This is a genomic window from Mesorhizobium sp. BH1-1-4 (assembly GCF_020165665.1).
Taxonomy (GTDB): Bacteria; Pseudomonadota; Alphaproteobacteria; order Rhizobiales; family Rhizobiaceae; genus Mesorhizobium.
This window is the reverse complement of record NZ_JAIUIN010000007.1, coordinates 218,832-242,565: the sequence shown is the minus strand read 5'-3', so window position 1 is coordinate 242,565 and position 23,734 is coordinate 218,832. Positions and strand designations below refer to the sequence as shown.

The 23,734-nt window shown below is 61.9% G+C and carries 26 protein-coding genes; 9 read left to right on the top strand and 17 right to left on the bottom strand.

Annotation, left to right across the window (positions count from 1 at the left end):
• Nucleotides 1-13: 13 nt before the first annotated feature.
• The 10 genes from LB569_RS15615 to LB569_RS15570 all read right to left on the bottom strand — a co-directional run bounded on the left by LB569_RS15615 (nucleotide 14) and on the right by LB569_RS15570 (nucleotide 8,199).
• Nucleotides 14-577, bottom strand: a complete 564-nt coding sequence (locus LB569_RS15615) for a hypothetical protein (protein ID WP_224693085.1) — start codon at nucleotides 575-577, stop codon at nucleotides 14-16.
• Entirely contained in the window at nucleotides 574-1,146 is a 573-nt protein-coding gene (locus LB569_RS15610; RefSeq protein ID WP_224538617.1) for a L,D-transpeptidase, read from the bottom strand. The genes LB569_RS15615 and LB569_RS15610 overlap by 4 nt, the downstream gene beginning before the upstream one ends.
• The gene (locus LB569_RS15605) at nucleotides 1,133-2,296 is read right to left on the bottom strand and encodes a CpaE family protein (RefSeq protein WP_224693084.1); all 1,164 of its coding nucleotides are present in this window, start codon (nucleotides 2,294-2,296) and stop codon (nucleotides 1,133-1,135) included. The genes LB569_RS15610 and LB569_RS15605 overlap by 14 nt, the downstream gene beginning before the upstream one ends.
• Nucleotides 2,293-2,901, bottom strand: coding sequence for a TadE/TadG family type IV pilus assembly protein (locus LB569_RS15600; RefSeq protein WP_224693083.1), 609 nt, complete (start codon nucleotides 2,899-2,901; stop codon nucleotides 2,293-2,295). Before LB569_RS15600 ends, LB569_RS15605 begins: the two co-directional genes overlap by 4 nt.
• 38 nt (nucleotides 2,902-2,939) lie before the next feature.
• On the bottom strand, nucleotides 2,940-3,497 hold the full coding sequence (locus tag LB569_RS15595; RefSeq protein WP_224693082.1) for a TadE/TadG family type IV pilus assembly protein: 558 nt from the start codon (nucleotides 3,495-3,497) through the stop codon (nucleotides 2,940-2,942).
• 5 nt (nucleotides 3,498-3,502) lie between these two features.
• Complete coding sequence (locus tag LB569_RS15590; RefSeq protein ID WP_224693081.1) at nucleotides 3,503-5,005, bottom strand: pilus assembly protein TadG-related protein; 1,503 nt, start codon at nucleotides 5,003-5,005, stop codon at nucleotides 3,503-3,505.
• A gap of 70 nt (nucleotides 5,006-5,075) precedes the next feature.
• The gene (locus LB569_RS15585) at nucleotides 5,076-5,369 is read right to left on the bottom strand and encodes a hypothetical protein (protein ID WP_140705158.1); all 294 of its coding nucleotides are present in this window, start codon (nucleotides 5,367-5,369) and stop codon (nucleotides 5,076-5,078) included.
• The gene (locus LB569_RS15580) at nucleotides 5,356-6,798 is read right to left on the bottom strand and encodes a type II and III secretion system protein family protein (RefSeq protein WP_224693080.1); all 1,443 of its coding nucleotides are present in this window, start codon (nucleotides 6,796-6,798) and stop codon (nucleotides 5,356-5,358) included. The genes LB569_RS15585 and LB569_RS15580 overlap by 14 nt, the downstream gene beginning before the upstream one ends.
• Nucleotides 6,799-6,853: 55 nt before the next feature.
• Nucleotides 6,854-7,891: a Flp pilus assembly protein CpaB gene (gene cpaB, locus LB569_RS15575; RefSeq protein ID WP_140705162.1), complete on the bottom strand. Its 1,038-nt coding sequence runs from the start codon at nucleotides 7,889-7,891 to the stop codon at nucleotides 6,854-6,856.
• Between the two features lie 92 nt (nucleotides 7,892-7,983).
• The gene (locus LB569_RS15570) at nucleotides 7,984-8,199 is read right to left on the bottom strand and encodes a Flp family type IVb pilin (RefSeq protein ID WP_140705164.1); all 216 of its coding nucleotides are present in this window, start codon (nucleotides 8,197-8,199) and stop codon (nucleotides 7,984-7,986) included.
• 543 nt (nucleotides 8,200-8,742) lie between these two features.
• On the opposite strand from LB569_RS15570, the gene LB569_RS15565 reads away from it, so the two are divergent.
• From LB569_RS15565 to LB569_RS15545, 5 genes are read left to right on the top strand one after another with little or no spacing between them, the layout of a single operon-like run.
• Nucleotides 8,743-10,131 carry a CpaF family protein gene (locus tag LB569_RS15565; protein WP_224538601.1) on the top strand — a complete coding sequence of 463 codons (1,389 nt, stop codon included), beginning with the start codon at nucleotides 8,743-8,745 and terminating at the stop codon, nucleotides 10,129-10,131.
• Nucleotides 10,131-11,099, top strand: a complete 969-nt coding sequence (locus LB569_RS15560; protein WP_140705168.1) for a type II secretion system F family protein — start codon at nucleotides 10,131-10,133, stop codon at nucleotides 11,097-11,099. Before LB569_RS15565 ends, LB569_RS15560 begins: the two co-directional genes overlap by 1 nt.
• Before the next feature lie 18 nt (nucleotides 11,100-11,117).
• A complete protein-coding gene (locus LB569_RS15555) occupies nucleotides 11,118-12,068 on the top strand; it encodes a type II secretion system F family protein (protein ID WP_224693079.1) in 951 nt (316 codons plus the stop codon).
• A 54-nt stretch (nucleotides 12,069-12,122) separates the two neighbouring features.
• Nucleotides 12,123-12,683 (top strand): tetratricopeptide repeat protein, encoded by a 561-nt coding sequence (locus LB569_RS15550; protein ID WP_224693078.1) that lies wholly within the window; start codon nucleotides 12,123-12,125, stop codon nucleotides 12,681-12,683.
• Nucleotides 12,684-12,685: 2 nt separating this feature from the next.
• Complete coding sequence (locus LB569_RS15545) at nucleotides 12,686-13,225, top strand: prepilin peptidase (RefSeq protein WP_224693077.1); 540 nt, start codon at nucleotides 12,686-12,688, stop codon at nucleotides 13,223-13,225.
• A gap of 501 nt (nucleotides 13,226-13,726) precedes the next feature.
• Here LB569_RS15545 and LB569_RS15540 read toward each other — a convergent pair.
• The 7 genes from LB569_RS15540 to LB569_RS15510 all read right to left on the bottom strand — a co-directional run bounded on the left by LB569_RS15540 (nucleotide 13,727) and on the right by LB569_RS15510 (nucleotide 19,387).
• The gene (locus LB569_RS15540) at nucleotides 13,727-13,936 is read right to left on the bottom strand and encodes a hypothetical protein (RefSeq protein WP_411970234.1); all 210 of its coding nucleotides are present in this window, start codon (nucleotides 13,934-13,936) and stop codon (nucleotides 13,727-13,729) included.
• Between the two features lie 148 nt (nucleotides 13,937-14,084).
• Entirely contained in the window at nucleotides 14,085-14,603 is a 519-nt protein-coding gene (locus LB569_RS15535) for a ferritin-like domain-containing protein (protein ID WP_140705178.1), read from the bottom strand.
• A gap of 138 nt (nucleotides 14,604-14,741) precedes the next feature.
• On the bottom strand, nucleotides 14,742-15,755 hold the full coding sequence (locus tag LB569_RS15530; protein ID WP_411970233.1) for an ATP-dependent DNA ligase: 1,014 nt from the start codon (nucleotides 15,753-15,755) through the stop codon (nucleotides 14,742-14,744).
• A 43-nt stretch (nucleotides 15,756-15,798) separates the two neighbouring features.
• A complete protein-coding gene (locus LB569_RS15525) occupies nucleotides 15,799-16,242 on the bottom strand; it encodes a PPC domain-containing DNA-binding protein (RefSeq protein WP_224693074.1) in 444 nt (147 codons plus the stop codon).
• A 25-nt stretch (nucleotides 16,243-16,267) separates the two neighbouring features.
• Complete coding sequence (locus tag LB569_RS15520; protein WP_224693073.1) at nucleotides 16,268-16,585, bottom strand: plasmid stabilization protein; 318 nt, start codon at nucleotides 16,583-16,585, stop codon at nucleotides 16,268-16,270.
• A 107-nt stretch (nucleotides 16,586-16,692) separates the two neighbouring features.
• On the bottom strand, nucleotides 16,693-18,405 hold the full coding sequence (locus tag LB569_RS15515; RefSeq protein ID WP_224693072.1) for an HAD family hydrolase: 1,713 nt from the start codon (nucleotides 18,403-18,405) through the stop codon (nucleotides 16,693-16,695).
• A 10-nt stretch (nucleotides 18,406-18,415) separates the two neighbouring features.
• Nucleotides 18,416-19,387 (bottom strand): SDR family oxidoreductase, encoded by a 972-nt coding sequence (locus tag LB569_RS15510; RefSeq protein WP_224693071.1) that lies wholly within the window; start codon nucleotides 19,385-19,387, stop codon nucleotides 18,416-18,418.
• Nucleotides 19,388-19,958: 571 nt separating this feature from the next.
• Between LB569_RS15510 and LB569_RS15505 the strand changes: the two genes are divergently transcribed.
• The 4 genes from LB569_RS15505 to LB569_RS15490 all read left to right on the top strand — a co-directional run bounded on the left by LB569_RS15505 (nucleotide 19,959) and on the right by LB569_RS15490 (nucleotide 23,729).
• Complete coding sequence (locus LB569_RS15505) at nucleotides 19,959-20,678, top strand: Crp/Fnr family transcriptional regulator (protein WP_224693070.1); 720 nt, start codon at nucleotides 19,959-19,961, stop codon at nucleotides 20,676-20,678.
• Nucleotides 20,679-20,813: 135 nt separating this feature from the next.
• A complete protein-coding gene (locus tag LB569_RS15500; RefSeq protein ID WP_140705194.1) occupies nucleotides 20,814-21,104 on the top strand; it encodes an ArsR/SmtB family transcription factor in 291 nt (96 codons plus the stop codon).
• A 32-nt stretch (nucleotides 21,105-21,136) separates the two neighbouring features.
• Nucleotides 21,137-22,252 carry an alkene reductase gene (locus tag LB569_RS15495; protein WP_224693069.1) on the top strand — a complete coding sequence of 372 codons (1,116 nt, stop codon included), beginning with the start codon at nucleotides 21,137-21,139 and terminating at the stop codon, nucleotides 22,250-22,252.
• 151 nt (nucleotides 22,253-22,403) lie between these two features.
• On the top strand, nucleotides 22,404-23,729 hold the full coding sequence (locus LB569_RS15490) for an LLM class flavin-dependent oxidoreductase (RefSeq protein ID WP_224693068.1): 1,326 nt from the start codon (nucleotides 22,404-22,406) through the stop codon (nucleotides 23,727-23,729).
• Nucleotides 23,730-23,734 lie beyond the last annotated feature (5 nt).

Sequence of the window (23,734 nt, the reverse complement as noted above, 5' to 3'; positions counted from 1 at the left end):
GCCGAGGCCCGATCTAATTTATCTTGTGATAGGTGACCTTGCCTTCCGGGGATACGGTCCGCTGGTAGTTGGAGCTTGGCGCGGGAGGCGCTGCCGGAGCCTGCCGCCTTCGCGTCACACGCGGCATGTCCTCGACGGCAGGTTCCGCCTCGGTGGCGCTGGCAACCGCGGCCGTGTCTTCGGCTGGCGAGGGGAGCTCCACCACGCGCGGTTCGTCGCCGCCGTGATTTCCCGACATGTCCGGTGCCTGCCGGCCAAGGTTGGCGTTGACCTCGCCGAAGCTTGCCCGCAGCCGGTCGTCCAGCGCCTCGAACCGGCTTTGAAATCCGTTGTTGACGGTGTCCAGCCGCGCGCTCATGCGCTGCTCGAACTGGCCGAGGTCTTCCAGCCGCGCCTCGATTGCGCGCAGGTCGTTGATGCCACGGTAGAGAAAGACGGCCGCGGTGGCGTTCAGAAGGGCAAACAGCGTCAGGCCGACGCAGACGGCAACGGCAAGTCTGGACCGGCTCTTCTCCCTGTCGAGCAATGGCGCCTCGATGGCCACCACCAGTTCGTCCGGATCGCTGATCGTTGTCATTGGACCACCACCTTGGTGCCGACAGGCACGCGCCTGAAAAGATCGATGACATCGGTATTGGTCAGGCGAAAACAGCCCGACGTCCCGTCGAAACCCACGCCCGAAGGGTCGTTGGTGCCATGGATGCGATAGAGCGTGTCGCGACCATCCCGAAGCAGATAGAGCGCCCTTGCGCCGAGCGGATTGTATGGCCCCGAAGGAACCATGTCAGGCAATTCCGGCTGGCGCGCGCGCATCTCCCTGGGCGGGCGCCACGCCGGCCATTCCATCTTCGCCCCCACCTGGACAGTACCCGTCCAGCCGAAGCCGTCGCGTCCGACGCTGATCCGGTAGCGCAGGGCCTCGCCCTTGCCGGTCACCAGATAGAGCGCCTTTTCCTGCTTGCGGATGATGATGGTTCCGATCTTCTCGGCGGTGGGAAACGCCACTGTCTTGCGCAGGCTGGGACCCATGGCCGGCAGAGGCGGGCGGCTGTCCGCCCACGCGGTTCGTCCGTCCGCCGGCGCCAGCGCCAGGCCGAGCAGGCAGGCGGCCGTCAGCCGAAAGCGATGGCGGCTAGCGGGCCGCATCGTCGAGCCGCTCGCGGAACATCTTCTTCAGATCCTTGTTGAAGCGCGCCCGCCCATCCACTTCGGACGGCAGCATGGCGCGGTTCAGGGCGTCGGCCAGCAGCGCGTTGTCGAGCGCGACCGACTTGATGTTCGGCGCCTTGAAGATCTTCTCCAGCTCGCCGCGCGAGAAGTGGTTGCCGAACCATTTGCGCTTGTGCTTGTTGGCCACCAGCGTGATCGAGACGGCATTGCCGCGCAGCTCGCGGATCTTCTTGTAGAGCCGTTTGCCTTGCCGCAGCGAGGCGACGTTGAGCTCGAAGACGATGAAAATCTCGTCGCTCGTCGACAGCACGGAATTATGCCAGGGCGTCTCGATGTTCGGCAGGTCGATGACGATGTCGTCGAAACGGTAGGCGACGAGGTCGAGCAGCCGGAAGACGAAATCGGCGCCCTGCGGCTCGAACGGCAGTTGCGGCCGCTCGAAGGCATAGAGCGTCAGGCCGGACGGTCGCGACAGCTTGATGACGTCCATCAGTTCGACATCGAGCCGTTCCGGCTGGCCGATGATGCCGGCAAGGTCGAACTGGTTGAACAGGTTGAGATAGGCGCCGCAATTGGCGCTCTGGAAGTCGAGGTCGACCAGGCAAGTCGAGGCACCGCGCTCGGTCGATTTCGAGGCCAGGAATTCGGCCGCCGATAGCGCGAGCGTCGTGGCGCCGGCGCCGCCGCTGGCGCCGATGAAGGTGATGATACGGCTCTTGGTGCCCTGGTTGCCGCTGTCGTGGAAGGTGACGGCGTTGAGCAGCTCCTTGCCGTCGAGCGGCTTGTGCAGCCAGTCGGAGGCGTTCATGCGCACCAGCACGCGCGTCCGCTCCGATGTCAGCTCGTCGGAAACCGCGATCAGCGGCACGCTGGCCCACAGCGCGCGCGCCTCGACGATACCCGGATTGCCAAGCAATTCGCCATTGCCGAGATCGAGGATGACGATGCCCGGACGGGTCTCGGCCGGCGGCCCCTTGAGGAAGTCGCCCGTCTCGGCAACCCGCACATCATAGATCGCCAACGCGTCGAGCCGCGTCGCCACCTCGCGCTTGAAATTCGCATCGGAAGAAAACAGCGCGACCTGCTTGCGCTTGGTGGGTGTAACCTTGGTGTTGATGGCGTTCATGATGGCGCGCTCGTTTTCAGGTCTTCGCCCGTGACCGTGCTCAGCATGGAGGGCATGTTGATATTGCCGAACCCGAGCAGTCCGCCCAGGAAGAAGAACTGGAAAGTCCGGTTTTGCAGGTTGACCGTGATGGTCGGCACAGGACCGCTGAGCCTGGTCTGGAATCCAAGTCCTGTCGCCGCATAGGTAATGACGACATTGGTTCGCAGGAGGTCCGGAAAGAAGTGGCACATACCAGGCCGCTGAGTTCCTGTGGGCGGCGGGCAGGCATCGTCGTTGGTGACGGCCGTGTCGCCTCTGAAGATGCGACTGAAGGCATTGGCGTCGAAGTTGGCGGAGCTGCCATTGCAGGCTCCGATGCTGCCGGTATATTTGCAGACGAACGGGGCGTAAGCGTCGGCCGCAACCGGCGCGCCCGGGACCGAGATTGGCGCCGCGGCGGCAAGCACCGTTGCGGGCACCACGGGATCTGAAATCGAGGCCAGCCTTGCGCCGACCTGGACGGCCTTGGTTGCACCATTCCATTGATATAGGGCGTAACCGAAATCGACGAAGCCGAGCGTCAGCGCAAAAAGCAAAGGCGCCACGATGGCCATCTCGACCATGGCCGTGCCCTGTTCTGATTTTGCGAAGCGTCTCATCATCAGAACCGGATCAGCCGCTCCTGATGGGAGCCGCTCAGGGTGATCGGTCCGATGTTGAGAAACGCCAACATGCCCACACCGCTATAGGGATAGGTCCCTGTCGCACTGACGATGCACACTTGGGGAGTCACCGACCGATATTGGGTAACGCCGGCAACGACAGCGTCGTGGCAAGAGCCGCTGGCACCGATGGTCACCGTCACATTCGCTGTCTGCCAACCCCCGACGCGCGGGCTGGTCGTCACCACGCCGTTAACGACAGTCGGTGCGGGCGTGCCGTAGACCGCGATGTTCTTCGCAACATTGGTACAGTCGATCGCCGAAAAACCCGAACTCGCATAATCGGTGTACAACTGGCTGTTACAGCGAGCTCCGAATCGGGCAGCGTCGGTCAGGCCCGCTTCCATCAGCAGTTTGTCGTGTATCAGATTGCCAAACTCGAATACCCCGGCCGACAGCAACAGCATCAACGGGGCGACGATCGTCATTTCGACAAGCACCGCGCCACGCTGGTCTCGACGGAATTTCGTTAGATGACGTCCGACGTTTCGAGACATCGCCGTCACCTGTAGAGCTGCGCTTCGTCGCGCAGGAAATTGTCAAGTGTGCCACTCCCACCTTTGCCGGTGATGTCGACGAGTTCGACATATATGTTCTTGCCGGTGTCTTTAATGGGCTCGGTGATGAAGAAGCTGGCGAATCTGCGAGCAGGAACGGTGGCGCGGCCCTTGAAGGTTGTGCCGCTAGCCTGGAGGGCTTTGCAGTCGAGGATCGCGCCATAGAGCAGGCGCCGATCAACCGTCGTGATTGGAGAGCCTGCCGCCCCGGGAGGCGTGCCTTTTTCACCACTGACGGCGGCGTCACCGACAATGTTGTCGGAGGTGTTGCCGTCGCCATTGGGGTCATTCTCGTACCGGTAGGTTTCGTATCGAGTTGGAAGGTTGTCGCCAGTGCCGGCGAGGGCGGTCGGCAAATTGCCAGCGCCATTGCCCGAATTTCGTAACGGATGGTTCGCTTTCCAATATCGGGAAGGATTCCAGTCGCCTGCTCCCATCCGGCCGCCCATCATGGTGCAATTGCCGGTGATCTGGCAAGAATCACGCTCGAGGCCGACGCCCTTGGTGGGGTCGGTCTCATAGTTGACCTTGTTGCTCGCGACATATTGGTCCCAGTTTGTCGCACCCTTGCGCACGTTGAAGGCTGGCCCGTCTGAATAGTTCGACGAGTTGATGCCGAAACGCGAGTTGATGCCATCTTGCACTGGACCAGCGTTCTGGCCCGGCTCGGTCTGGACGCCATCGCGCGAATAGCAATTTTGCGGCTTGGAATCGGCGAGCATCTTTTCCAACTCGTTCGCGCCGGTGCCAAATGGCGAGGATAAGAAGGCGAAGTTCCCTGGCGCGTAGGAACCGTCGCCGCGCAGCACGATTTGCCGGCGACGATACTTTCTTGTCTGTGCGGCCTGCTCCAGCGTCACGCCGCCAGTGAGGCTGGTGTCTTCATAAGGGTTGCACATAAAGACCGGCGTGTAGTCGCAAACGCTCGATCCGAAGCCCGCGACAGCGCTGGCGCCGATGTTCCAATTCCCGCTGCTTCCGGGATTGAGGAAAGACACAGGAAAAATCGCTGCGAAGCCGACCGGCTTAACATCGATCTGGACGAATCTCGCCGTCGAGGCATAGGTTACCTCGTCGGTGATGACATAATTGGCAGGGATTGGCGCGTTGTCGGCGGGCAGGGCGTTGAGATACCGTCTCGTAACGCCAGCGGCAGCAAGCGTCTGTGGTCCTGGCGTCGCGGAATCGGAAAAGCTGTACTGGTTCGAGACGAGCGTCTGAATGGCGCGGTCGGCTCGGACGATGCTGTCGGAACTGCCGTCGAGCTCCGCCGCGCCAGCCAAGGAAAATGCATCCGCCCCCTTCTGCAGGTCGAAATGCATGTTGTTGACCCGGCTCGTGTCGATGACGAGCAGCGAGAAACCTATGATTGCTGGCAGCGTGATGCTGACCAGGATGAGCGCTATCCCCCTCTGATCTTTCCAGAACGCGCGAATGGTCCCCAACATGACCTTACTCTCTGCTTTCTTGCGCCAAGGCCCTCGCATGCCAGGCGCCCTCCGCATCCTTCCGTTCAGTTCACGGCGTCGTCACGCCTGCCCCGCCGACATTGACCGTGATAGCCGGCGGTGGCGGTGGCGGCGGTGGGAATTTGTAATTGTGTGCGATAGCGGCAGCGCGCGCGCCGTCGCCTTCTATGTGTGTGTTTTTCGAAGCCGGATTGAGCGGATCGACCGTCTGCAGCATCGAATTGAACTTCTGCGTGTCGCCGGCCGCCAAAGTCACCGAGTCATAATGGTTCAGATAGTCCGCGGCGCAGCCCGTCAGAAGGCCGGTGCACAGAGTGAGGAACAAGGCGCTATTTCTTGACATAGAGCATCTTGTCCTTCGATTTGAAGTCCAGCATGTGGCCATAGGGCCCGGTGACGCCGTCGCCTTGCTCGTACTTGCGGATCATGTCCTTGTTCACCTCGAGCTGGCCAAGCACAAAAAATTCGGGATCGTTGGCGGGCCGTGTCTTGTCGAAAGGCGTCGCCAGCTGCTCGCCGGGCTTCACCGGCCGCACGATGTGCGGCGTCACGATCACGACCAATTCGGTCTCTTCCTTCTGGCTGCTCGAATTGCGAAACAGCGTGCCGATCACAGGTACCTGGCCCAGCCACGGCACCTGGTTCTGAAGCTTGGTGGTCTTGCTGGACAGAAGTCCACCGACCGCGAAGCTCTGGCCGTCGCGCAGTTCCACGACGGTTTCCAATTTGCGGTTGGTGAAGATCGGATCGCCTGCGGTTGTGAAGCCGGTCAGGTCGCTGACCTCAGGCGCCAGCTGGATGTGGATCTTGTCGTCGGCGAGCACGACCGGCGTGAACAGAAGATTGACGCCGAATTGCTTGTACTCGATCTGGATCTCGCCATCCTTGTTGACGCTGCGGATCGGGACCTGTCCCCCCGCGTTGAAGCTGGCCGGCTCGCCGGAAAGCGTGGTCAGGTTTGGCTCGGCCAGCGTGCGCACCACCCCTTTGGCCTCCAGGGCTTCGATGTACAGATCGACCTTGATGTTGCTGTCAATGACGCGAGTGAGGAGTGCGCCGAACGGAGTGGAATTGGACAGGAGGCCACTGAGCACGCCAGCAGCCCCCAGCACCTCGCCGTCTTTGTCGACGGCGGCGATCCCGGTTCCGGTGAGCGTCGTGCCTCTGCTGTTGGTGCTGGCGATCGACACGCCAAGATCACGGCCGGCATTGCGCTTGGCTTCCAGCACGCGCACTTCGAGATTGACCTGCTGGCTGTCGTCGACTGTGACGGCATTGATGATGGCATCGGGACCATATTGCTGCGCCACTTCCATGATGGCCGCCAGCGTCGCGCCGTCCTTGACATGACCGCCAAGCCGAACCCGTCCATTGACCGAGCCGATCTCGATACGCGACCTTGGCGAAACCTGGCGGATTGCCGCCGCCATGTCGCTCACGTCGACGCCGACCTCGATCTGCAGGGCGCCGAGCGAGCGCTTGTCGGTGGAAAACAGGTTGACCGTGGTGGTGCCGGCGCCCTTGCCGATGACATAGAGGGTACGGTCGGTCATCGGCTGCGCATCGGCGATCTTCTCGTCGCCGACGACGATGTCGCCCAGATTGGCGCTCACCTGGATTGTCACCGATTGCGACATCGGCAGGAAAATCCGATGCACGCTGGGGGTCGACACGTCGATGAAACGGTCGGCCGCCTCGGCCCCGAGGCTCGATAGCACTACCGTCGCTATACAGGACAACGCGGCGGCCGCTATCCTCCAAAAACCCTGCATCCCCGTCTCCCCAATTGCTGCCGGCGGCAGCCCCCCTTTTATTAGCCGTAGCTTATCATGGTTGTCGCGGCACGTCATATGTCTCGAGCTTCACGCCTCGAAAAACCCCGACCGTCGCCCGCGCCGGTGGCTCAGGCTGCACATATTTGACGACTTCCTTGACTGCTTGCTGCGGTGCGGCCGTCACCACGACCGGAGCGGGCTTGACCTTCCCCAGCTCGTCAAGGCGGCTTCCGACTCGTTCAACAGCCTGGGTTAGCCCTGCAATCTTGTCGTCCGCACGCTTGCGCTCTTCGGCCGCCGCCGCTTCCTCGGCTGCTTTCTTGTCCAGTTCGGCCTGCCTTTTGGCAACGTCGTCGGGCGTTTCGCCGGTCAGATCGGAAAGCGTTACCCGTTCGGTAGTTTCGCCCTTGCTGGCGGCGGCCTGGCGCAGCGCCAGGGACAATTGGCCGGCGCCAGCCGCCAAGGTCAGCTTCTGCGCATCCTTGGTACTAGCCTCCAGGGTCACCGACTTCACGACTGTCGGGCTATCCTTGCTCACATCGGCCACCTGGTCGATCGCGAGCACCTTCATGCTCTGCAGCAGTACGTCGACGAAACTCCGGTCCGCGCCGTCATCGCCGCGCACGCTGCGGGTCAGCAGCACGTCCACACGATCGCCAGGGAAGACGAAACCCGCAACGCCGAGAACGTCGTTCACCCTGATGGAAACGGCCTTCATGCCTTCGCCGAGCACTGCCGAAAGCGTGGCGCGCTGGCCAGGTCCAGTAATCTTGCTGGCCAGGACAGGTTCGTTGGCACTAATGGTTTGAAGAGCCTGCCTCGTGCCTTCGCCTGCCAAGGCTTCCTTCGTTGTCTTGAAGGCGCCGGTTGGAACCGCGCCTGCCGGCCAAGCCACTTCGCGCAATTTATCCGCGGTGAGCGTGTCGCCGAACTTCAGCGGCATTGCCGCCACGACGACCGTACTACCTTGAACGAGGCCCGTTTGCGCCATGGCACTACGCTGGCCGGCCAGCCAGATATTGACCAGCACAACTGCCAGAACGCCGAACACGCCGGCGAGGACGATCATGATAAGCGTATTGGCGCGCATGCCCAAAGCCCCAAGCCCCAGCGCGGGATTCGCCCGCTGCGATTGGATTCAGGCCCGGCTCGAACGAGCCGGGCCTGAATGTACTCAGGCGATCAGGTGCCGACGCCCGTAGATGCGACGCAGGTGCCAGTCCCCTTGTCGAGTGCGGTGCAGAGATCCGAGAAACGAGCGTTTACCCAGGCACCAATGGCGATGACTGTCAGGATCGATGCAACGGCGATAATGCCGATAAGGATGGAATATTCGACCATGGCAGCGCCGTTTTCATCGTCGCGGAACTGCCGGGTCATCGTCATGAGCTTGTTCATGTCAATTTCTCCCTTTGGAGGTTACAACCCGACGAGACAGAGCACGGGATGAAATCCATACCCAAGCATCCCCCGTCATCTCGATCCTAGGTCCCGAGAAAACACGGAGTCAAACCGGATTAACGGTTCCTTAACTTTCCAATACATGAACCTGCGAGTAGAATCCGCTCCTGAAAACCAGCAAGAGCTTGATTCGTCTGATTTTTCAAGCGCCCTTAACCATTCGTTCACAATTATGCGTCCTAGCTAATGAAGGTAGTCGTACTTTAGCAATCTAGCATATCCCTTTATATCTAAGGGGTTACGGCCGGTCCTAGGGTGGATTCCCATGCCTGCTGTCGCCGGGCGCAGAGGACGCTTTAAAGTCTAGATCCCGCTTCTGCGTCCGAGGCTGATAAGCGGCGAATAAAAACGATATTCTTTTCCGCTGGCTCTTAACTATGTTGAAAGTATTGACCAGGGGCGGATCGTTCGGGCGCTTGTGCCCCGGGTGGTTAACGTTTAGTTTCCACTAATATAAGGTTTAGGGGAGCATACGGGATTATGCTGGGGCGGTTCATCAAGGGGCAAGGCGCGCAGCCGGGCGTGGCAAACGCGGAGACGCTGACAGTTCTGCCTGTCGCTCCCGCCCTTTCTCCAGCAGCCGATATCGAATCCCACGGCGACGCTTTCCTGACGCTCAAGGTCGAAATCCATCGCCATCTGATCGATAGGTTCAACCTGACCGCGCTCGAAAGTGCTTCCAAGGATGAGATCCTGAACGAGATCCGTCCCATTGTGCGCGAGTTCGTTCGCGGCCGAAACGTACCGTTGAATGCGCGCGAACTCGATCAACTGACCAGCGACACGGCGGACGAAATGCTCGGACTGGGGCCGATCGAGCCTTTGCTCAAGGACGAATCCATCACGGATATCCTGATCAACACCCACAAGCGCGTTTTCATCGAGCGGCGTGGCATCGTCGAGGAAACGCCAATCCGGTTTCGGGATGAGGCGCATCTGCTGCGCGTCATCAACAAGATCGTTTCGGCTATCGGCAGGCGTGTCGATGAATCGTCGCCGATGGTCGATGCGCGGCTGGAAGACGGCTCTCGCGTCAACATCGCGGTGCGGCCGATTTCGGTGGATGGCCCGCTGGTGTCGATCCGTAAATTCTCGAAGAACCCCTATTCGCTCGAGCGTTTGATGGCATTCAATTCGATCCGGCCGCCGATGATCGAATTGCTGCGGATCGCCGTCCAGGCGCGCAAATCGATCCTGGTTTCGGGCGGCACCGGCAGCGGCAAGACGACGTTGCTTAATGCCTTGTCGAGCTACATACCCTCGAAGGAACGGCTGATCACCATCGAGGATGCGGCCGAACTGCAATTGCAGCAGCCGCATGTCGGCCGGCTGGAGACGCGCCCGCCCAATGTCGAGGGCAGGGGCGAGGTGCGCCAGCGCGAATTGCTGAAAAACGCGCTGCGCATGCGGCCGGACCGCATCATCGTCGGCGAGGTGCGCGGCGAGGAAGCCTTCGACATGCTGCAGGCCATGAACACTGGCCATGAGGGGTCGATGACCACCATCCACGCCAACACGCCGCGCGATGCGATATCGCGGCTGGAACAGATGGTCGGCATGGCCGGAATGCCGATGACGCATGAGTCAATCCGGGCGCAGATTGCCTCCGCCATCGATATTATCGTGCAGACACAGCGTCTTTCGGACGGCGGCCGGCGTGTCACCTCCATATCGGAGCTGACTGGCATGGAGGGCAATGTCGTCCAGCTTCAGGAGATCTATCATTTCGTCCGCCGTGAGGTCACAGCCGAGGGCAAGGTCATCGGAGACTTTCGCGCAACGGGTGTCCGTCCGCGCTTCGCTCCGGAGGCCGCGACGCTTGGCCATCACTTTGCCAAGGACGCCTTCAACCCGCAGGTTGCCCTCTGATGCTGACTGGTCAAGCTCTGCTGTATTTCATCTATATGCTGGCGGCAGCCTCGGTCATTCTCACCGGCGAAGCCCTGTATCTTTCATTTGCCGGCCGCCGCTCCCGGTCTCTGGCAGTTAATCGTCGATTGAAGCGGCTCGCCGGCGAGGTTCCGGCCGAACAAACGTTGCAGGGGTTGCTGCGAGAACGCGGCCTCACGGACTCCGGCGACTTTCTTTTTGGACTGGTCTGGCTGAACAGGCTCTATACCCAATCCGGTATCACCGGAAATCCATTGACTTTCGCTGCGACATTTCTGCTTGCAGGGCTTGCGATGGCGTTGCTGCTGTTACTCTTCAATTCTTCCGCTTTGGCGTCACTTCTTATCTTTCTGATCTTGGGGCTTGTCCTGCCACTTGTCGTCCTCCGGCGCGCCCGCAACAAACGAATCCGGAAGTTTGCCAAGCAACTGCCGGATGCGCTCGACATGATCGTTCGTTCGCTGCGCGCCGGACATCCAGCTTCCGTGGCAGTTGGTCTCGTCGCCCGAGAAATGCCCGATCCGCTCGGCACCGAGTTCGGCATCGTCTCCGATGAAATCACCTTTGGCCTCAGCATCGAGCAGGCGGTGCGAAAGCTTTCGCAGCGTGTCGGATTCGAGGGCCTTCAGCTGCTGTCGGTATCGCTGTCGATCCAGGCCAAGACGGGCGGCAATTTGACCGAAATTCTGACCAATCTTTCCTCGGTCCTGCGTGAACGGCAGAAATTGCGAATGAAAATCAAGGCGCTTTCGGCCGAAGGTCGCGTCTCCGCGTGGATCATCTCCTTGTTTCCTGTTGTGATGTTCTTCACGCTTCAAATCCTGGCCCCGGCCTACTACGGCGGTGTCTGGGGCAACCCGCTCGTTTTCCCGATACTTCTGCTCTTTGGTTTGTGGGCGCTGCTTGGCGACTTCATCATGTACCGGATGGTTACTTTCGATTTCTGACTGGGAGCGACGAACAAATTGTTTTCGAACATTCAGGACCTGGGCTTCTTGGTGTCCATTGCCGTCTTTGTGGCGGCGATGTCCCTTTTCCTGTTCGGTGCGCTTGTCTTTTTACCGGCCCTTCAAACACGAAAGCTCGTCGCGCAGAGCCTCAAAAGCGAAGGAATGACCGATCGCCGCTCGATGCTCGGACAAGACCAGCTTGCCAAGCTTGCCGCGCAACGGCCGGTCGAGGCGTACTTCAAGTCGATCGAGAAGGAGCGGGAAGAGCCGAACGCCTTGGAAGCGAAACTGTTTCGCGCCGGCTTTTATAAATCGAGCGCACCGCTGATTTATACGTTGTCCCGCCTTGTCGCGGTCTGCGTCGGTTTTCTGGCGATGTATGCACTCCTGTCGCGGGTTCTGCCGCCGCAACTGCCCGGTTTCATCACTCTTGCCGGTTCTGCCCTGTTCGGCCTTGCCACCATGGTGATTCCCTCAATTCTGCTCGACCGTTTCGAGAACAGCCAGAAACAGATCTATCGTCGAGCCTTCCCCGACTTCATGGACATGATGATCACCTGCGCCGATGCCGGTATGAGCCTGGAGGGGGCAGTCGAACGCGTCAGCCAGGAAATGGCCGCCACCCACAAATGGCTGGGCATCCAGCTGTCGATCATGAATTTGCAGCTGCGTGCTGGCAAGCCGTTGCGGGAAGCGCTGCGCGAACTTTCAGATCGCATCGGGCTTGACGAGGCGCGGGCACTGGCGGTCCTGTTCCGTCAATCGGAAGAACTCGGCACCAGCCTCACCGATGCCTTGCGTGTTTATAGCGCCGAGATGCGTGGGCAAAGGATTCTGAGTGCCGAGGAACGGGCCAACTCTCTTCCCGTCAAAATGATGATCCCGCTGGGCCTGTGCATCTTCCCGGTCGTCATGATGGTTATCATGTTGCCGGTGATCATCCGGATGAAGGGCATTTTCTTCTAAATGGGTATATGCTTTGATTCTAAAATAGAGTCGCAGGACTCTTGGGGGATAAAAATGACAGGGCCAATGCGCCTCGCAACCGTCGTCGCGGCCAGTCTGCTGATGGCGGCGCTTGCCGGCTGTCAGACAAACGGCGTGGACGCCACTGGCGGTGTCGTGCGTACCAACGAGCCCTCGAAAGGCGACGTGACGTCCTTCGGCGATGCATTCGACGGGTTGAAGACTGTCGGCGACGTCGAATACTACGCTTCGGACCAAGCCGTCGCGGAGGCCAAGAACCAGTTCCGCGCCGAAAACTACGGCAATTCCGGCGCCTTGTTCTTCAAGGCGACGCAGCTTGCGCCCAACGACGGCGGCGCATGGATGGGCTTGGCGGCTTCCTGCGACCGCATCCACCGCTTCGACCTTGCAGATCGCGCCTATGGCAGGGCGTTCAAGCTGATGGGACCGTCGCCCGAATATTACAACAATGTCGGCTATTCCTATCTGCTGCGCGGCAAGCTGCAGGACGCGCGCGGCAATTTCCTCAAGGCCTATGAGCTGGCGCCCAACGATCCGACCGTGGCCAACAATCTGAAACTGCTCTCGTCAAGCGTGCAAAACATCGAGCGCTGAACGTGCTGCTGACCGAAGCGATAGTGCTGAAGCTACTGGCCGCGGCCCTGCTCGCGCGGATCGCCTGGCTCGACTTTACCACCCAGAAAATATCCAACCGCGACGTGCTGCTGCTGCTCTGCCTCGGGCTCGGATCGCTCCTGCTTGTGTCGCTCCAATCCGCATCGTGGTGGGATATGGGCTTGAGCGCGGTGGCCGGCCTGTTGCTGTTTCTGGCGCTCTTCCCATTCTGGTTGCTGCGCAAGATCGGTGCCGGCGATGTCAAGTTGCTGGCGGTCGTGCCGCTTCTGATCGGCGGTAGTGGGTTGACGGTATTTTCGCTGCTGCTGCTGGTTTTTGCCCTGGCCACGGCCCTGGTCGTGAAGAACCCGCTGCTGCTGCCTCAAAGTGCCTTCCGCGTCTACGTCCAGCATCTCGATCAGAGAGGCGTGGTGCCTTTCGGCGTGCCGATCTCGGCGGCCGCGATCTGCACGATAGCGCTGCAGATCTACTGGAGTTTTGTCCTGGCCAACAGCTCCGGAATCCTTGGCCAGCTCAATTAGCTCCTCGTTGCTGCGATGCCGCTCGGCGTTACGGTCCGACGATCTTGTAAGCACACGTCTAAATCGTAAAACGATAGCGATTTCGCGCCACGACAGGGTGGTTGCGGATAAGCCACAACGGCCCGCCTCCACCGGGTTCCGAAAGCGGGCGGAAACATGGCTCGGTCCTGCACGAAATATTACGTGACGGAACGTCCGGGCCGCCAGTTTATTTGGCCATGGAGCCGGGTCGCCTCGGGCAAATCCCCGAGTAGATGGGATGCGGCGCCTGCTGCCACCTTTCCGGCCGATCGCCAACAGAGAGAGACAGATTTATGCCCGATCCGAGAGAACCCGATCCCAATCGCGACGTGCCCATGCCGGCTCCCAATTGGAAGCCCAAGCCGATCGGCGAACCGGAGCCGGAAGAATTGCCCGATGAGGCGCCGTTACCCAATCCTGACGAAAACGAAGAGCCCCCGATGCATGCGGTCGGCTGAGCGGAAGCCGACCGTCATTTGGTCACTCCTCGTCGAAGCGGCCGCCTTCCCTGGAGGGATCGCGTGAAAGGACCGCCTCCTCGACATCGTCGGGCAATGCCTCGTCGCTTTCCTGGTAGGCGTTGTCGTCATCTTCCTCGGGCAATTCGCCGTCAGCCTCGTCTTCCACCTCGACGTCGTCGGGAAGGATTTTCGCACCTGCCAGTGCGTCCCAGTCCTGCTGCTCGATCACGGGACCTTCCGTTGCAGCCGGGTCGTCACTCTGAACCGCGGGTTGTTCTGTTTCGCGGGGGGCCATCGCCGTTCTCCGAATCGTCGTTCCCTGAGTCCGGGGAGTTTGCCCCGGATCGCCTGAGGCGCCCGGGGCAACAGCTCGCCAGCTAGGCGGCCTGTTCCAGGGCACGCTCGTTGACGCCGCCCTCGCCAAGGCTGGAAAGCGCCTCGTCGGTCGCCGTCTCCTCCTCCAGGGTTTGATTGAGGAGTTTGACCACGTCGCTCTTGCCGAGCTGTTCGGCCCAGGCGATCAGCGTCCCGTAACGCGCGATCTCGTAATGCTCGACGGCCTGCGCTGCGCCAACCAGCCCTGCGTCCAGCGCCGGAGCGCCCTTGTATTCCTCGAGGATTTCCGAACCCTCCTCGAGGATACCGTCGATGGCCGGACAGGTCTTGCCCCGGGCCGGCTTGTCGAGAAGCTCGAACACCTGTTCCAGCCGATCGACCTGGCCCTCGGTCTCCGCCAGATGTTTCTGGAACGCCGCGACAAGATCCTCGGATTCGGCGCCCTTCGCCATTTTCGGCAGCGCCTTCAGGATTTTCTTCTCGGCGTAATAGATGTCCTTCAGCCCGTCGAGGAACAGGGCTTCAAGATCTTTCGTTGCCGCTTTCTTCGCAGTCGCCATGATTGTCTTCTCCAATTGTCGTGAAGCTCACCAGCGCGGTGTAGCTGGGGGCACAACTTGCTATCGTGGCGGTTGTTCCAACCGCCTCGCAAACAGGCTGCCGCCAGCTCGCCGAGCGCGCCCGTGGGGCAAACTTCCTCACTGGATCTGCCGCATGGTGCATTGGCGCGGCGCCTTGTCCGGCCGCCAGCGCAGCAGCTTGGTGCCATGGCGGAACCTGTCGCCGGTGACGTGATCGAAGCGAACCTCGACCACAAGCTCCGGCCGCAGGGGCTCCCATTCGCCGCTGCGTTCGGTGCTCCAGCGGCTCGGCCCGCCCGGCGCCTTGCCGGTGAAACCGGGTCCGCCTCGTAACTTCTCCAGCGTTCGGGTGACGCCGGCCCGGTCATCCCTGCCGATGGTCGAGGTAAAGCCGACATGGTCGAGTTTGCCGCTCTCGTCGTAAAGCCCGAGCAGCAGCGAGCCGACCTCCCTGCTGCCGGTCAGATAGCGAAATCCGCCGACCACGCAGTCGGCCGTTCGCAGCCGTTTGACCTTGACCATCGCGCGTTCCCCCGGCCGGTAGGGGTCGGCCAGCAATTTGGCGACCACGCCGTCGGTGGGACCGTGGCCGGCGCCCTCCAGCCAGCGCCTGGCGGCCGCCGGATCGGTCGCGCTGGGCGAGAGCCGCAAGCCAGGCTCGGCGCAATCCCGAACGAACCCCTCGACCGCCCGGCGGCGGCGCGACAACGGCTCGCCAAGCAGGCTCGTGCCGCCCGGCGCGGCCAGCATGTCGAACAGGATCAGCCGGGCCGGCGTTTGCGCGCTGAGCTTGCGTATGCGGCTTTCGGCGGGGTGAAGCCGCATCTGCAGCGCGTCGAAGGAAAGCTCGCCATCGAGCTCTATCGCGATTTCGCCGTCGACAACGAAGTTGCGGGCCTCGACCTGCCGCAGCATGGCGACGAGCTCCGGGAAGTACCGGCCCAGAGGTTTGCCGGATTTGGCACGCAACTCGACATCCGTGTCGCCCTTGAAGGCGAGGCAGCGAAAGCCGTCCCATTTGGGTTCGTATTGCCAAAGGCCTTCCCCTTCCGGCAGCGCATCGGCGGCCTTTGCCTCCATGGGAGGCGTGTCCAGGGGAAGGGCAAAGCTGTCCGTCATTGGCTCTACCATGGCTCTCCGGGGCGTTGCGCCCGCACGATGCGCCGCAGCGGCTTCAGGCGCCGAGATCGATCAAAGCCACCCCGAGTTCGGCTCGTTTGCGGCGGCGCAGGTGAGCCGGCGCTTCCACCACCGTGATTTCCAATGTCGGCAGAACGGTGCCCTCGAGGAGATGACCGCCTCTCGTCGTGCCATCGCTCAAGCCAAGTACGGTGTGGACATGAAGACTTGGCTTGCCGTCATCGCCCGTGGCAACATCGCCGATCGCGCTCAAGACCTCGCATTGTTGCTCGACCGGGATTTTTCGATAGCTCTTCGACTCCAGGTCGAACCAGCCCACGATAGCCCGTTGGAAGGCGCCTATCGCCGTCAGGGAAGCGCTGCCGATCTTCTGGTCCACCGCGAAGCTGGTCAGCGCCGAAAATGCCTCTTCGCCCGGGTCGAGCACCACCACGAATGTCCGTTGGCCGTTCGCCTCGTTGACGAGTCGCGATTTCATGGCGGCGTCCGATCCTGGAGGTCGTTCAATGGGCGTGGTGTTCGGCGTTCCTTTTGCGCGTCGCCGCCGCCTTCTTTGCCGATTCTGATCGGCTGGCGGCCGATCGGGAAGCCGACGCCTTGCCGCCCGTCTTGCCACCCTTGTGCGCCGCTGGATGACCGGTGTACTTGCCGCGCCCGGGGCCGCCTTCTTTCTTGCCGCCACCATCGTCCTTGTTGACCGTCGCCCATGCGCGTCGCTCGGCTTCCTTGTCGGAGACGCCGCGCTTCTCATAGCCTTCGGCGATATGGTCGGCCTTGCGTTCCTGCTTGTCGGTGTACTTGGATTTCTCGCCTCGGGGCATGATCGTTTCTCCTTCTCGATGGAGGTTGAACGTCAGGTTAGCGCCAGGGTTCCAACGCGGGCGGCGAACCGGCCGTTCCTGACATCGCCCAGGACCGTGGCCGGCTGTTACGCCTCGGGCGCCGTCGCGGGTGCCGTGTAGCGCCGGCGGACGGCATCCAGAACCCGCTTCCGGCTCTCCTCGGCCGAGAGCTTGCTGTCCTTTTCCGCCTCGGCGGTTTCGCGAGCGAGGTCCTTGTCCCTGATCTGCTGCCGGAACCATTTCGAATAGTCGCCCGCGCGCAGATGAAACTCCCAGGTCTTGTCGTCTATGCCTTCGGCCATCTGGGCAAAGATCATCAGGTTGTGGGCCCTCAGGTTCATCGCGTCATCGGGACCACGGAAATAGAAGCTGCCGGTCTCGTCGAGCTGGCCCTCGGCATATTTGCGGCTATGGCGCTTGAGCGACTGGCGAGGTTCGATCACCTTGACCGTTTTGATTTTCTTGCCCGCTCCCGGCCGCCAGAACAGAACCCGGTCGCCCTTCGGGGTGGGAATGTCCTTGGGGGCCTCGATGCCGGTCTCGCGGCAGAAGGCCTTCACCACGTCCTTCGCCTTCGGGCCAAGGGCGATGACGGCCGTAACCAGACGCAGGGCGTCGGTCGAAATCGCTTCGGGATGGACGGTGATCAGGATCGTGCCCGGCAGTTCCAGGGAGAGCACGGAGCGCGTGTCGTCGCGCCGCTTCGGAAGAAGATGGTGCGCCTCGTCGATGACCAGCCAATGCGGCCTTGCGGTGCGGCGGCGGAAGCTGCCGAGGCCAGGCAGCAGGTCGGCAAAGAAATCGGGCCGTTCGTTGACACGCAGCGCGAGCCCGTTGACGACGACATTGCTGTCGGCCTTGGCGATCAGATCCAGCACCTGCGCCTTTGTCGGCGCGCTCGATCCGTCCCCCAGCCGAACGGCACCCTCGAGGCCATCATAGTCGCCCTCGGGGTCGAAGACGCAAAACTGGAACCGGCTCTCGACGAAGCGTTCCGTCAGCGCGGTGGCCAGGGTGGATTTGCCGATGCCCGAACTGCCGGCGATGAGCACGGTTTCGGTTGGCGACAGATAGATGTCGTCGCCGCCCGACGATCCCAGGACAATGCCGTCATGACGCTTCGGCACGATCCCGTGGTCGCGCTTGATCAGCTTGTCGATCAGTTCCTCGACGCCTTTGCCGCGTGCGCCGCGCGTGACCAGGTTTGCGGTGCTCTTGACCGCGGGAATGGCATTGTCGACCGCAACGCTGCAGCCGCAGGCCTGCAGGAAGGCATGATCGTTCTCGGCGTCGCCCACACCCACCACATTGTGCGGCGACAGGCGAAGTTCCTCGAGCGCGGCCGCCAGCCCGGTGGCTTTGTTGACGCCGCTCGGCAGGATCATCACCGCGCCTTTGTTGAAGATGATTTCGAGTTCGAGCCCCATCTTCTTGATGACGTCGAGCACGGTCGCCTGATGTGGCTCCCAGGTGGCGACGATCGACCGTCCCACCGAAAGTGGCTTCACCCCCTGCTTTTTCAGTCCGGCTACGAATTTGGGCTCCGGCGACGGCGAGATCACCCGCTCCTCTTCGCTCGCCGGCGTGTAGATCAGGGCGCCGTTCTCGGCGACGACCTTGTCGAACAGGCCGATCTCAGGAAACACGCGCTTGAGGTCGGGCAATTCGCGTCCGGTCACCAGAAGCAGTTTGCGGCCGCTTTTCTTGAACCGCTCCAGCGCGGCGAGCGTCTTCCCTGAAACAGTCCCGTCATGCGCGAGCGTTCCGTCATAATCCGTCGCCAGGGCAATGAAATACATTGCGCCGACCTCAATAGCCGCCGACGATCGGCAGGATTTCGCCGGTGATGTAACTCGAGCAATGCGCAGAGGCGAGGAACACATAGGCGGGAGCCAGTTCCTCCGGTTGTGCCGGCCGTTTCATCGGCGTGTCGGCGCCGAATTTCGAGACGTCGTCGGCTTCCTTGTCGGACGGATTGAGCGGCGTCCACACCGGACCGGGCGCGACCGCGTTCACCCGGATGCCCTTGGCGATAAGATTGCCCGAAAGCGCACGGGTGAAGGCATGGATGCCGCCCTTGGTCATCGAATAGTCGACCAACTGCTTCGAGCCGTCTATGCCCGTAACCGAACCGGTGTTGACGATCGCCGAGCCCGGCTTCATGTGCGGCACGGCTTCCTGCGCCATATGGAAATAGCCGTAGAGATTGGTCTTCAGCGTCGTGTCGAAATGTTCTTCGGTCAGGTCGCCGAAGTCGCTGGAATGGATCTGGAAGGCGGCGTTGTTTACCAGCACGTCGATGCGGCCGAATGTCTTGACCGTGGCCGCCACGGCATCGTGGCAATCCTGCCGTTCGCTGACGTCGGCCTTTATCAGGATGCAGCGCCGGCCTTCTTTTTCGACGGCGGATTTCGTCTCTTCGGCGTCCCTGTCCTCGGCCAAGTAGACGATCGCGATGTCGGCGCCTTCGCGGGCGAACAACACCGCCACCGCGCGGCCGATGCCTGAATCGCCGCCTGTGATGAGGGCCACCTTGTCCTCGAGTTTCCGCGATCCGAGATAATAGGGCGCATCATAGAGCGGGGCGGGCTCGATTGCCCATTCGTGCCCGGGTTTGGCGTGATGCTGCTTGGGAAAGGGTGGCTCGGGATAGGCCCGCGCGCCAGCCTGCATGGCGTGCTCGGCCTTGCCATTGCGCTTGGCTTTGTCCTTGGCATCGATGCCGCGCTGGATATGGCGCTGCTTGGCGGCTTCACCGCCCGTTTGTGACTTCGTCTGCATGGTCTTGACCTCGGCTGAAGAAAGTTCACGCGCGGCAGACCGACGGGTCTGCGCGACGCATAGGCAGTCAGGGGTATCGCCGCACGCCCTTGTCAGTCCTTGACGTAGGCGCCGGGTTGGCGGCCCGACCTTGGAGCCTTCGCGTCCTTCGAATGCTCGGAGATCGCCGGACCCGCGCCGGATGTCTTCTCCGTTGCGGGGCTGGGTGTCGCCTTGCGAGGCGGGTTCTGTCCTTCTGACTGATGTGTCTCTTCATTTGTCTGGTCCGCCGGTCGCGTAAGCCCCATTCCCCCTCCCGGCGGCTTGTTGCCGGCTGCGTCAGACGAGAAATCATCGTTCGGATCCGGGCCGGTCCTGGCGGGATACTTCCGCGCGCCGGTTTCATATTCGGTTCTGTCGCGTGCCATAGCTTCCTCCGTGTGTGGCTGAACGGAAAACAGCCGCCGGGCGATCAGGTTCCGAACAAACGGTTATGGTCACCCCTTTTCGCCAACGGTCGCCGTCGCGTGCAACGGCTGCAACCACCTGATGGCCTGGCACGTTGAGGCCGAACCCCGGATCGGCCCCTCGCATGCTCGAAGCGCTTTATCTGAACCTTGGTCAGCACGACGCCCTCTCGGATGGAGAGAAGGCGCTGCTCGCCGAAGCCATGTCGATTGAAAGGAACTTTGCCACCGGCGAAGACATCGTCGTGGAAGGCTCACGACCGACCTACAGCACGCTGATCGTCGATGGCCTCGCCGCACGCTACAAGGTGCTGGAGGATGGTGGCCGGCAATTTACCTCGTTGCAGGTACCGGGCGATTTCGTCGATCTGCATGCCTTCCTCCTGAAGACCATGGACCATGGCATCATCGCGCTGTCGCCATGCCATGTGATCGCGGCCGACCACAGCAAATTGCGCGCCATCACCGAGCAGGCGCCGCACCTGACCCGGCTCCTGTGGCTGGACACGCTGGTCGACGGCGCCATCCACCGGGAATGGATCGTGGCCATGGGCCGTCGTTCCAAGACCGCGCATCTGGCGCACCTGCTGTGCGAGCTCTTCGTCAGGCTTCAGGTGGTCAAGCACACAAGAGGCATGACCTTTCGGCTGCCGCTGTCGCAGGCGGAACTCGCCGACGTCCTCGGCCTTTCGGTGGTTCATATGAACCGGGTCATCGGTGCGCTGCGCAACCTTGGCGCCATCGGCTGGACGAGCCACATGGTCACGATCCTAGACTGGGAGCGGCTGATGACTATAGCCGAGTTCGATCCGACCTATCTCAGCATGCGACGCGAGCCCAGATGATCACGAGGCCGGTTCGGCCTCTGCGCTGTCTCGGCAGGGCGAGTGTTCCGCGTCAGCGTCCAAAAACAGAATGCCATTCCTTACACATCGCATGGGAGCGATATAAATATCGGCTGTTGGCGATATAGGAAGTCCATGGATCACGATGCCATCCTGAAGGCACTGGCCCATCCGGTTCGGCGCGAAATCCTGAACTGGCTGAGAGAGCCGGAAAAGCATTTCACCAGCCAGGAACATCCTCTGGAGATGGGGGTTTGCGCGGGTCAGTTCGAGCGTTGCGGTCTCTCGCAATCGACCGTGTCGGCCCATCTCGCCACCCTTTCATCGGCGGATCTGGTGACCACGCGCCGCCTCGGTCAATGGGTTTTCTACAAGCGCAACGATGAAACGATCGCCGCTTTCCGCGCTTCGCTCTCCGATATCTGAACTTGCACTTGCTTGAGAATGAAAGGCATCCGATGACCACACTTTTCGACCCGATTGCGGCCGGCGACCTCGCCCTTGCCAACCGCATCGTCATGGCGCCGCTGACGCGCAACCGCTCGCCGAACGCGGTTCCGGGTGATCTGTCCGTCACCTATTACCGCCAGCGGGCGACGGCGGGCCTGATCGTGACGGAAGCGACGGCGATCTCGCATCAGGGCCAAGGCTATGCGAACGTTCCGGGTCTTTACGCGCCCGAACAGCTCGCCGGGTGGAAGAAGGTCACCGACGCCGTGCACGCCGAAGGCGGCAAGATCGTCGTTCAGCTCTGGCATGTGGGCCGCATTTCGCACACATCGCTGCAGCCGGGTGGCGGCAAGCCTGTCGCGCCGTCGCCGATACGCGCGAAATCCAAGACCTTCCTGGTCGCGGAGGACGGCAGCGGCAGCTTTGCCGAGACGTCGGAGCCGCGGGCACTGGAGGAAAGCGAGATCCAGGACATCGTGCAGGACTTCCGGCGCGCCGCGAAGGCGGCAATCGAGGTCGCCGGTTTCGACGGCGTCGAAATCCACGCGGCCAATGGCTATCTTCTTGACCAGTTCCTGCGTTCGGGCAGCAACCATCGCACCGACGCTTATGGCGGTTCGATCGAGAACCGTGCCCGCTTCCTGTTCGAGGTGGTGGAGGCGGTCGTCGCTGAAGTCGGCGCCGGCCGGACTGGCATTCGGCTCTCGCCGGTGACGCCGGCAAACGACTCCTCCGATCCAGAACCCCAGCCCTTGTTCGAACACGTGGCCAAGGAACTTGGCCGCCATGGATTGGCCTATGTCCACGTCGTTGAAGGCGCCACGGGCGGGGCGCGCGATTTCCAGCAGGGCGAGCGGCCGTTCGACTACGCCTCCTTCAAGGCGGCCTATCGCGATGCGGGCGGCGCCGGCGCCTGGCTGGTCAACAATGGCTATGACAGGGAACTCGCGGAAGCTGCCGTGAAGGAGGGGCGTGCCGATCTGGTCGCCTTCGGCAAATTGTTCATTGCCAATCCCGATCTCGTCGGCAGATTGCGGCAGGGCACCGCGTTGAACGCGCCTGACAGCAATACATTCTACGGGGGCAGTTCGAAGGGATATACGGACTATCCGACAGCGGCATAGCAGCTTGCCGACTGGGCCGAAGTTCCGGCGGATCGCGGTCGATCCCGCCATGCCGGACCTTCGGCCGATCGATCCATCGGGCAAGGCGATCTCTGTGGATCGGCAAGCCGTTGGCGCAATAATTTGAGCAATACCGGCCGGACGCGTAGCCATGACACACAAGAAGCAGTTGCGGCTCGGCGCCTTCATGCGCCCGGTCAGTTTGCACACGGGCGCCTGGCGTTATCCCGGCGCCTATCCCGATGCCAATTTCAACTTCGCCCATCTGAAGCGCTTCGCCCAGACGCTGGAGGCAGCGAAGTTCGACGCCTTCTTCATGGCCGATCATCTGGCCGTGCTCAACATGCCGATCGAAGCGCTGCGGCGCAGCCATACGGTGACGTCGTTCGAGCCGTTCACGCTGCTATCGGCCCTGGCCGCCGTCACCGATCATATCGGGCTGGTCGCCACGGCATCGACGACCTTCGACGCGCCCTATCATGTCGCGCGCCGCTTCGCTTCGCTCGATCATATCAGTGGCGGCCGCGCCGGCTGGAATATCGTCACCACGTCCAACCCCGACGCGGCGCTCAACTTCGGTCTCGACGATCATGTCGAGCATGACGAGCGCTACCGGCGGGCTCGGGAGTTCTATGATGTCGTGACCGGCCTGTGGGACAGCTTTGCCGACGACGCATTCATCCGCGATGCCGAAAGCGGGCTCTATTTCGATCCGGCCAGGCTGCATGTGCTGGATCACAAGGGCGAGCATCTTTCAGTACGGGGCCCGCTCAACATCGCGCGGCCGGTGCAGGGCTGGCCGGTCATCGTCCAGGCCGGCGCGTCGGAAGTCGGACGGCAACTGGCGGCCGAGACGGCGGAGGTCATTTTCGCCGCCCATGCCGACCTCGCCGCCGGACAGCGCTTCTTTGCCGACGTCAAGGGCCGGGCGCAGAAACTCGGCCGCTCGCGCGACGACATCAAGATCCTGCCCGGAGCCTTCGTCATCGTCGGCGACAGCGCCGAGGAAGCACAGGCCAAGCGGGCCAGGCTCGACAGTCTCGTCTATTACGAAAGCGGCATCGCCTCGCTGTCGATCGCGCTCGGGCATGATGCGTCGGGCTTCGACCCGGACGCGCCCCTGCCGGAAATCCCCGAAACCAACGCCAGCAGGAGCGGCCGTGAGCGCGTCATCGAACTGGCGCGCCAGGAGAAGCTCACCGTCAGGCAGCTGGCGCAAAGGCTGGGCGGTTATTCCGGCCTAGCCTTCGTCGGCACGCCACAGGCCATCGCCGACGAAATGGAGGAATGGCTCGTCGCCGAGGGCTCCGACGGGTTCAACATCATGTTTCCCTACCTGCCTGCCGGGCTTGACGATTTTGTCGGGAAGGTCGTGCCCGAACTGCAGCGACGGGGCATATTCAGGCAGCAATATGAGGGATCGACGCTGCGCGAGAATCTCGGCCTGAAGCGGCCTCCCAACCGGTTCTTCGGGTAGGACGT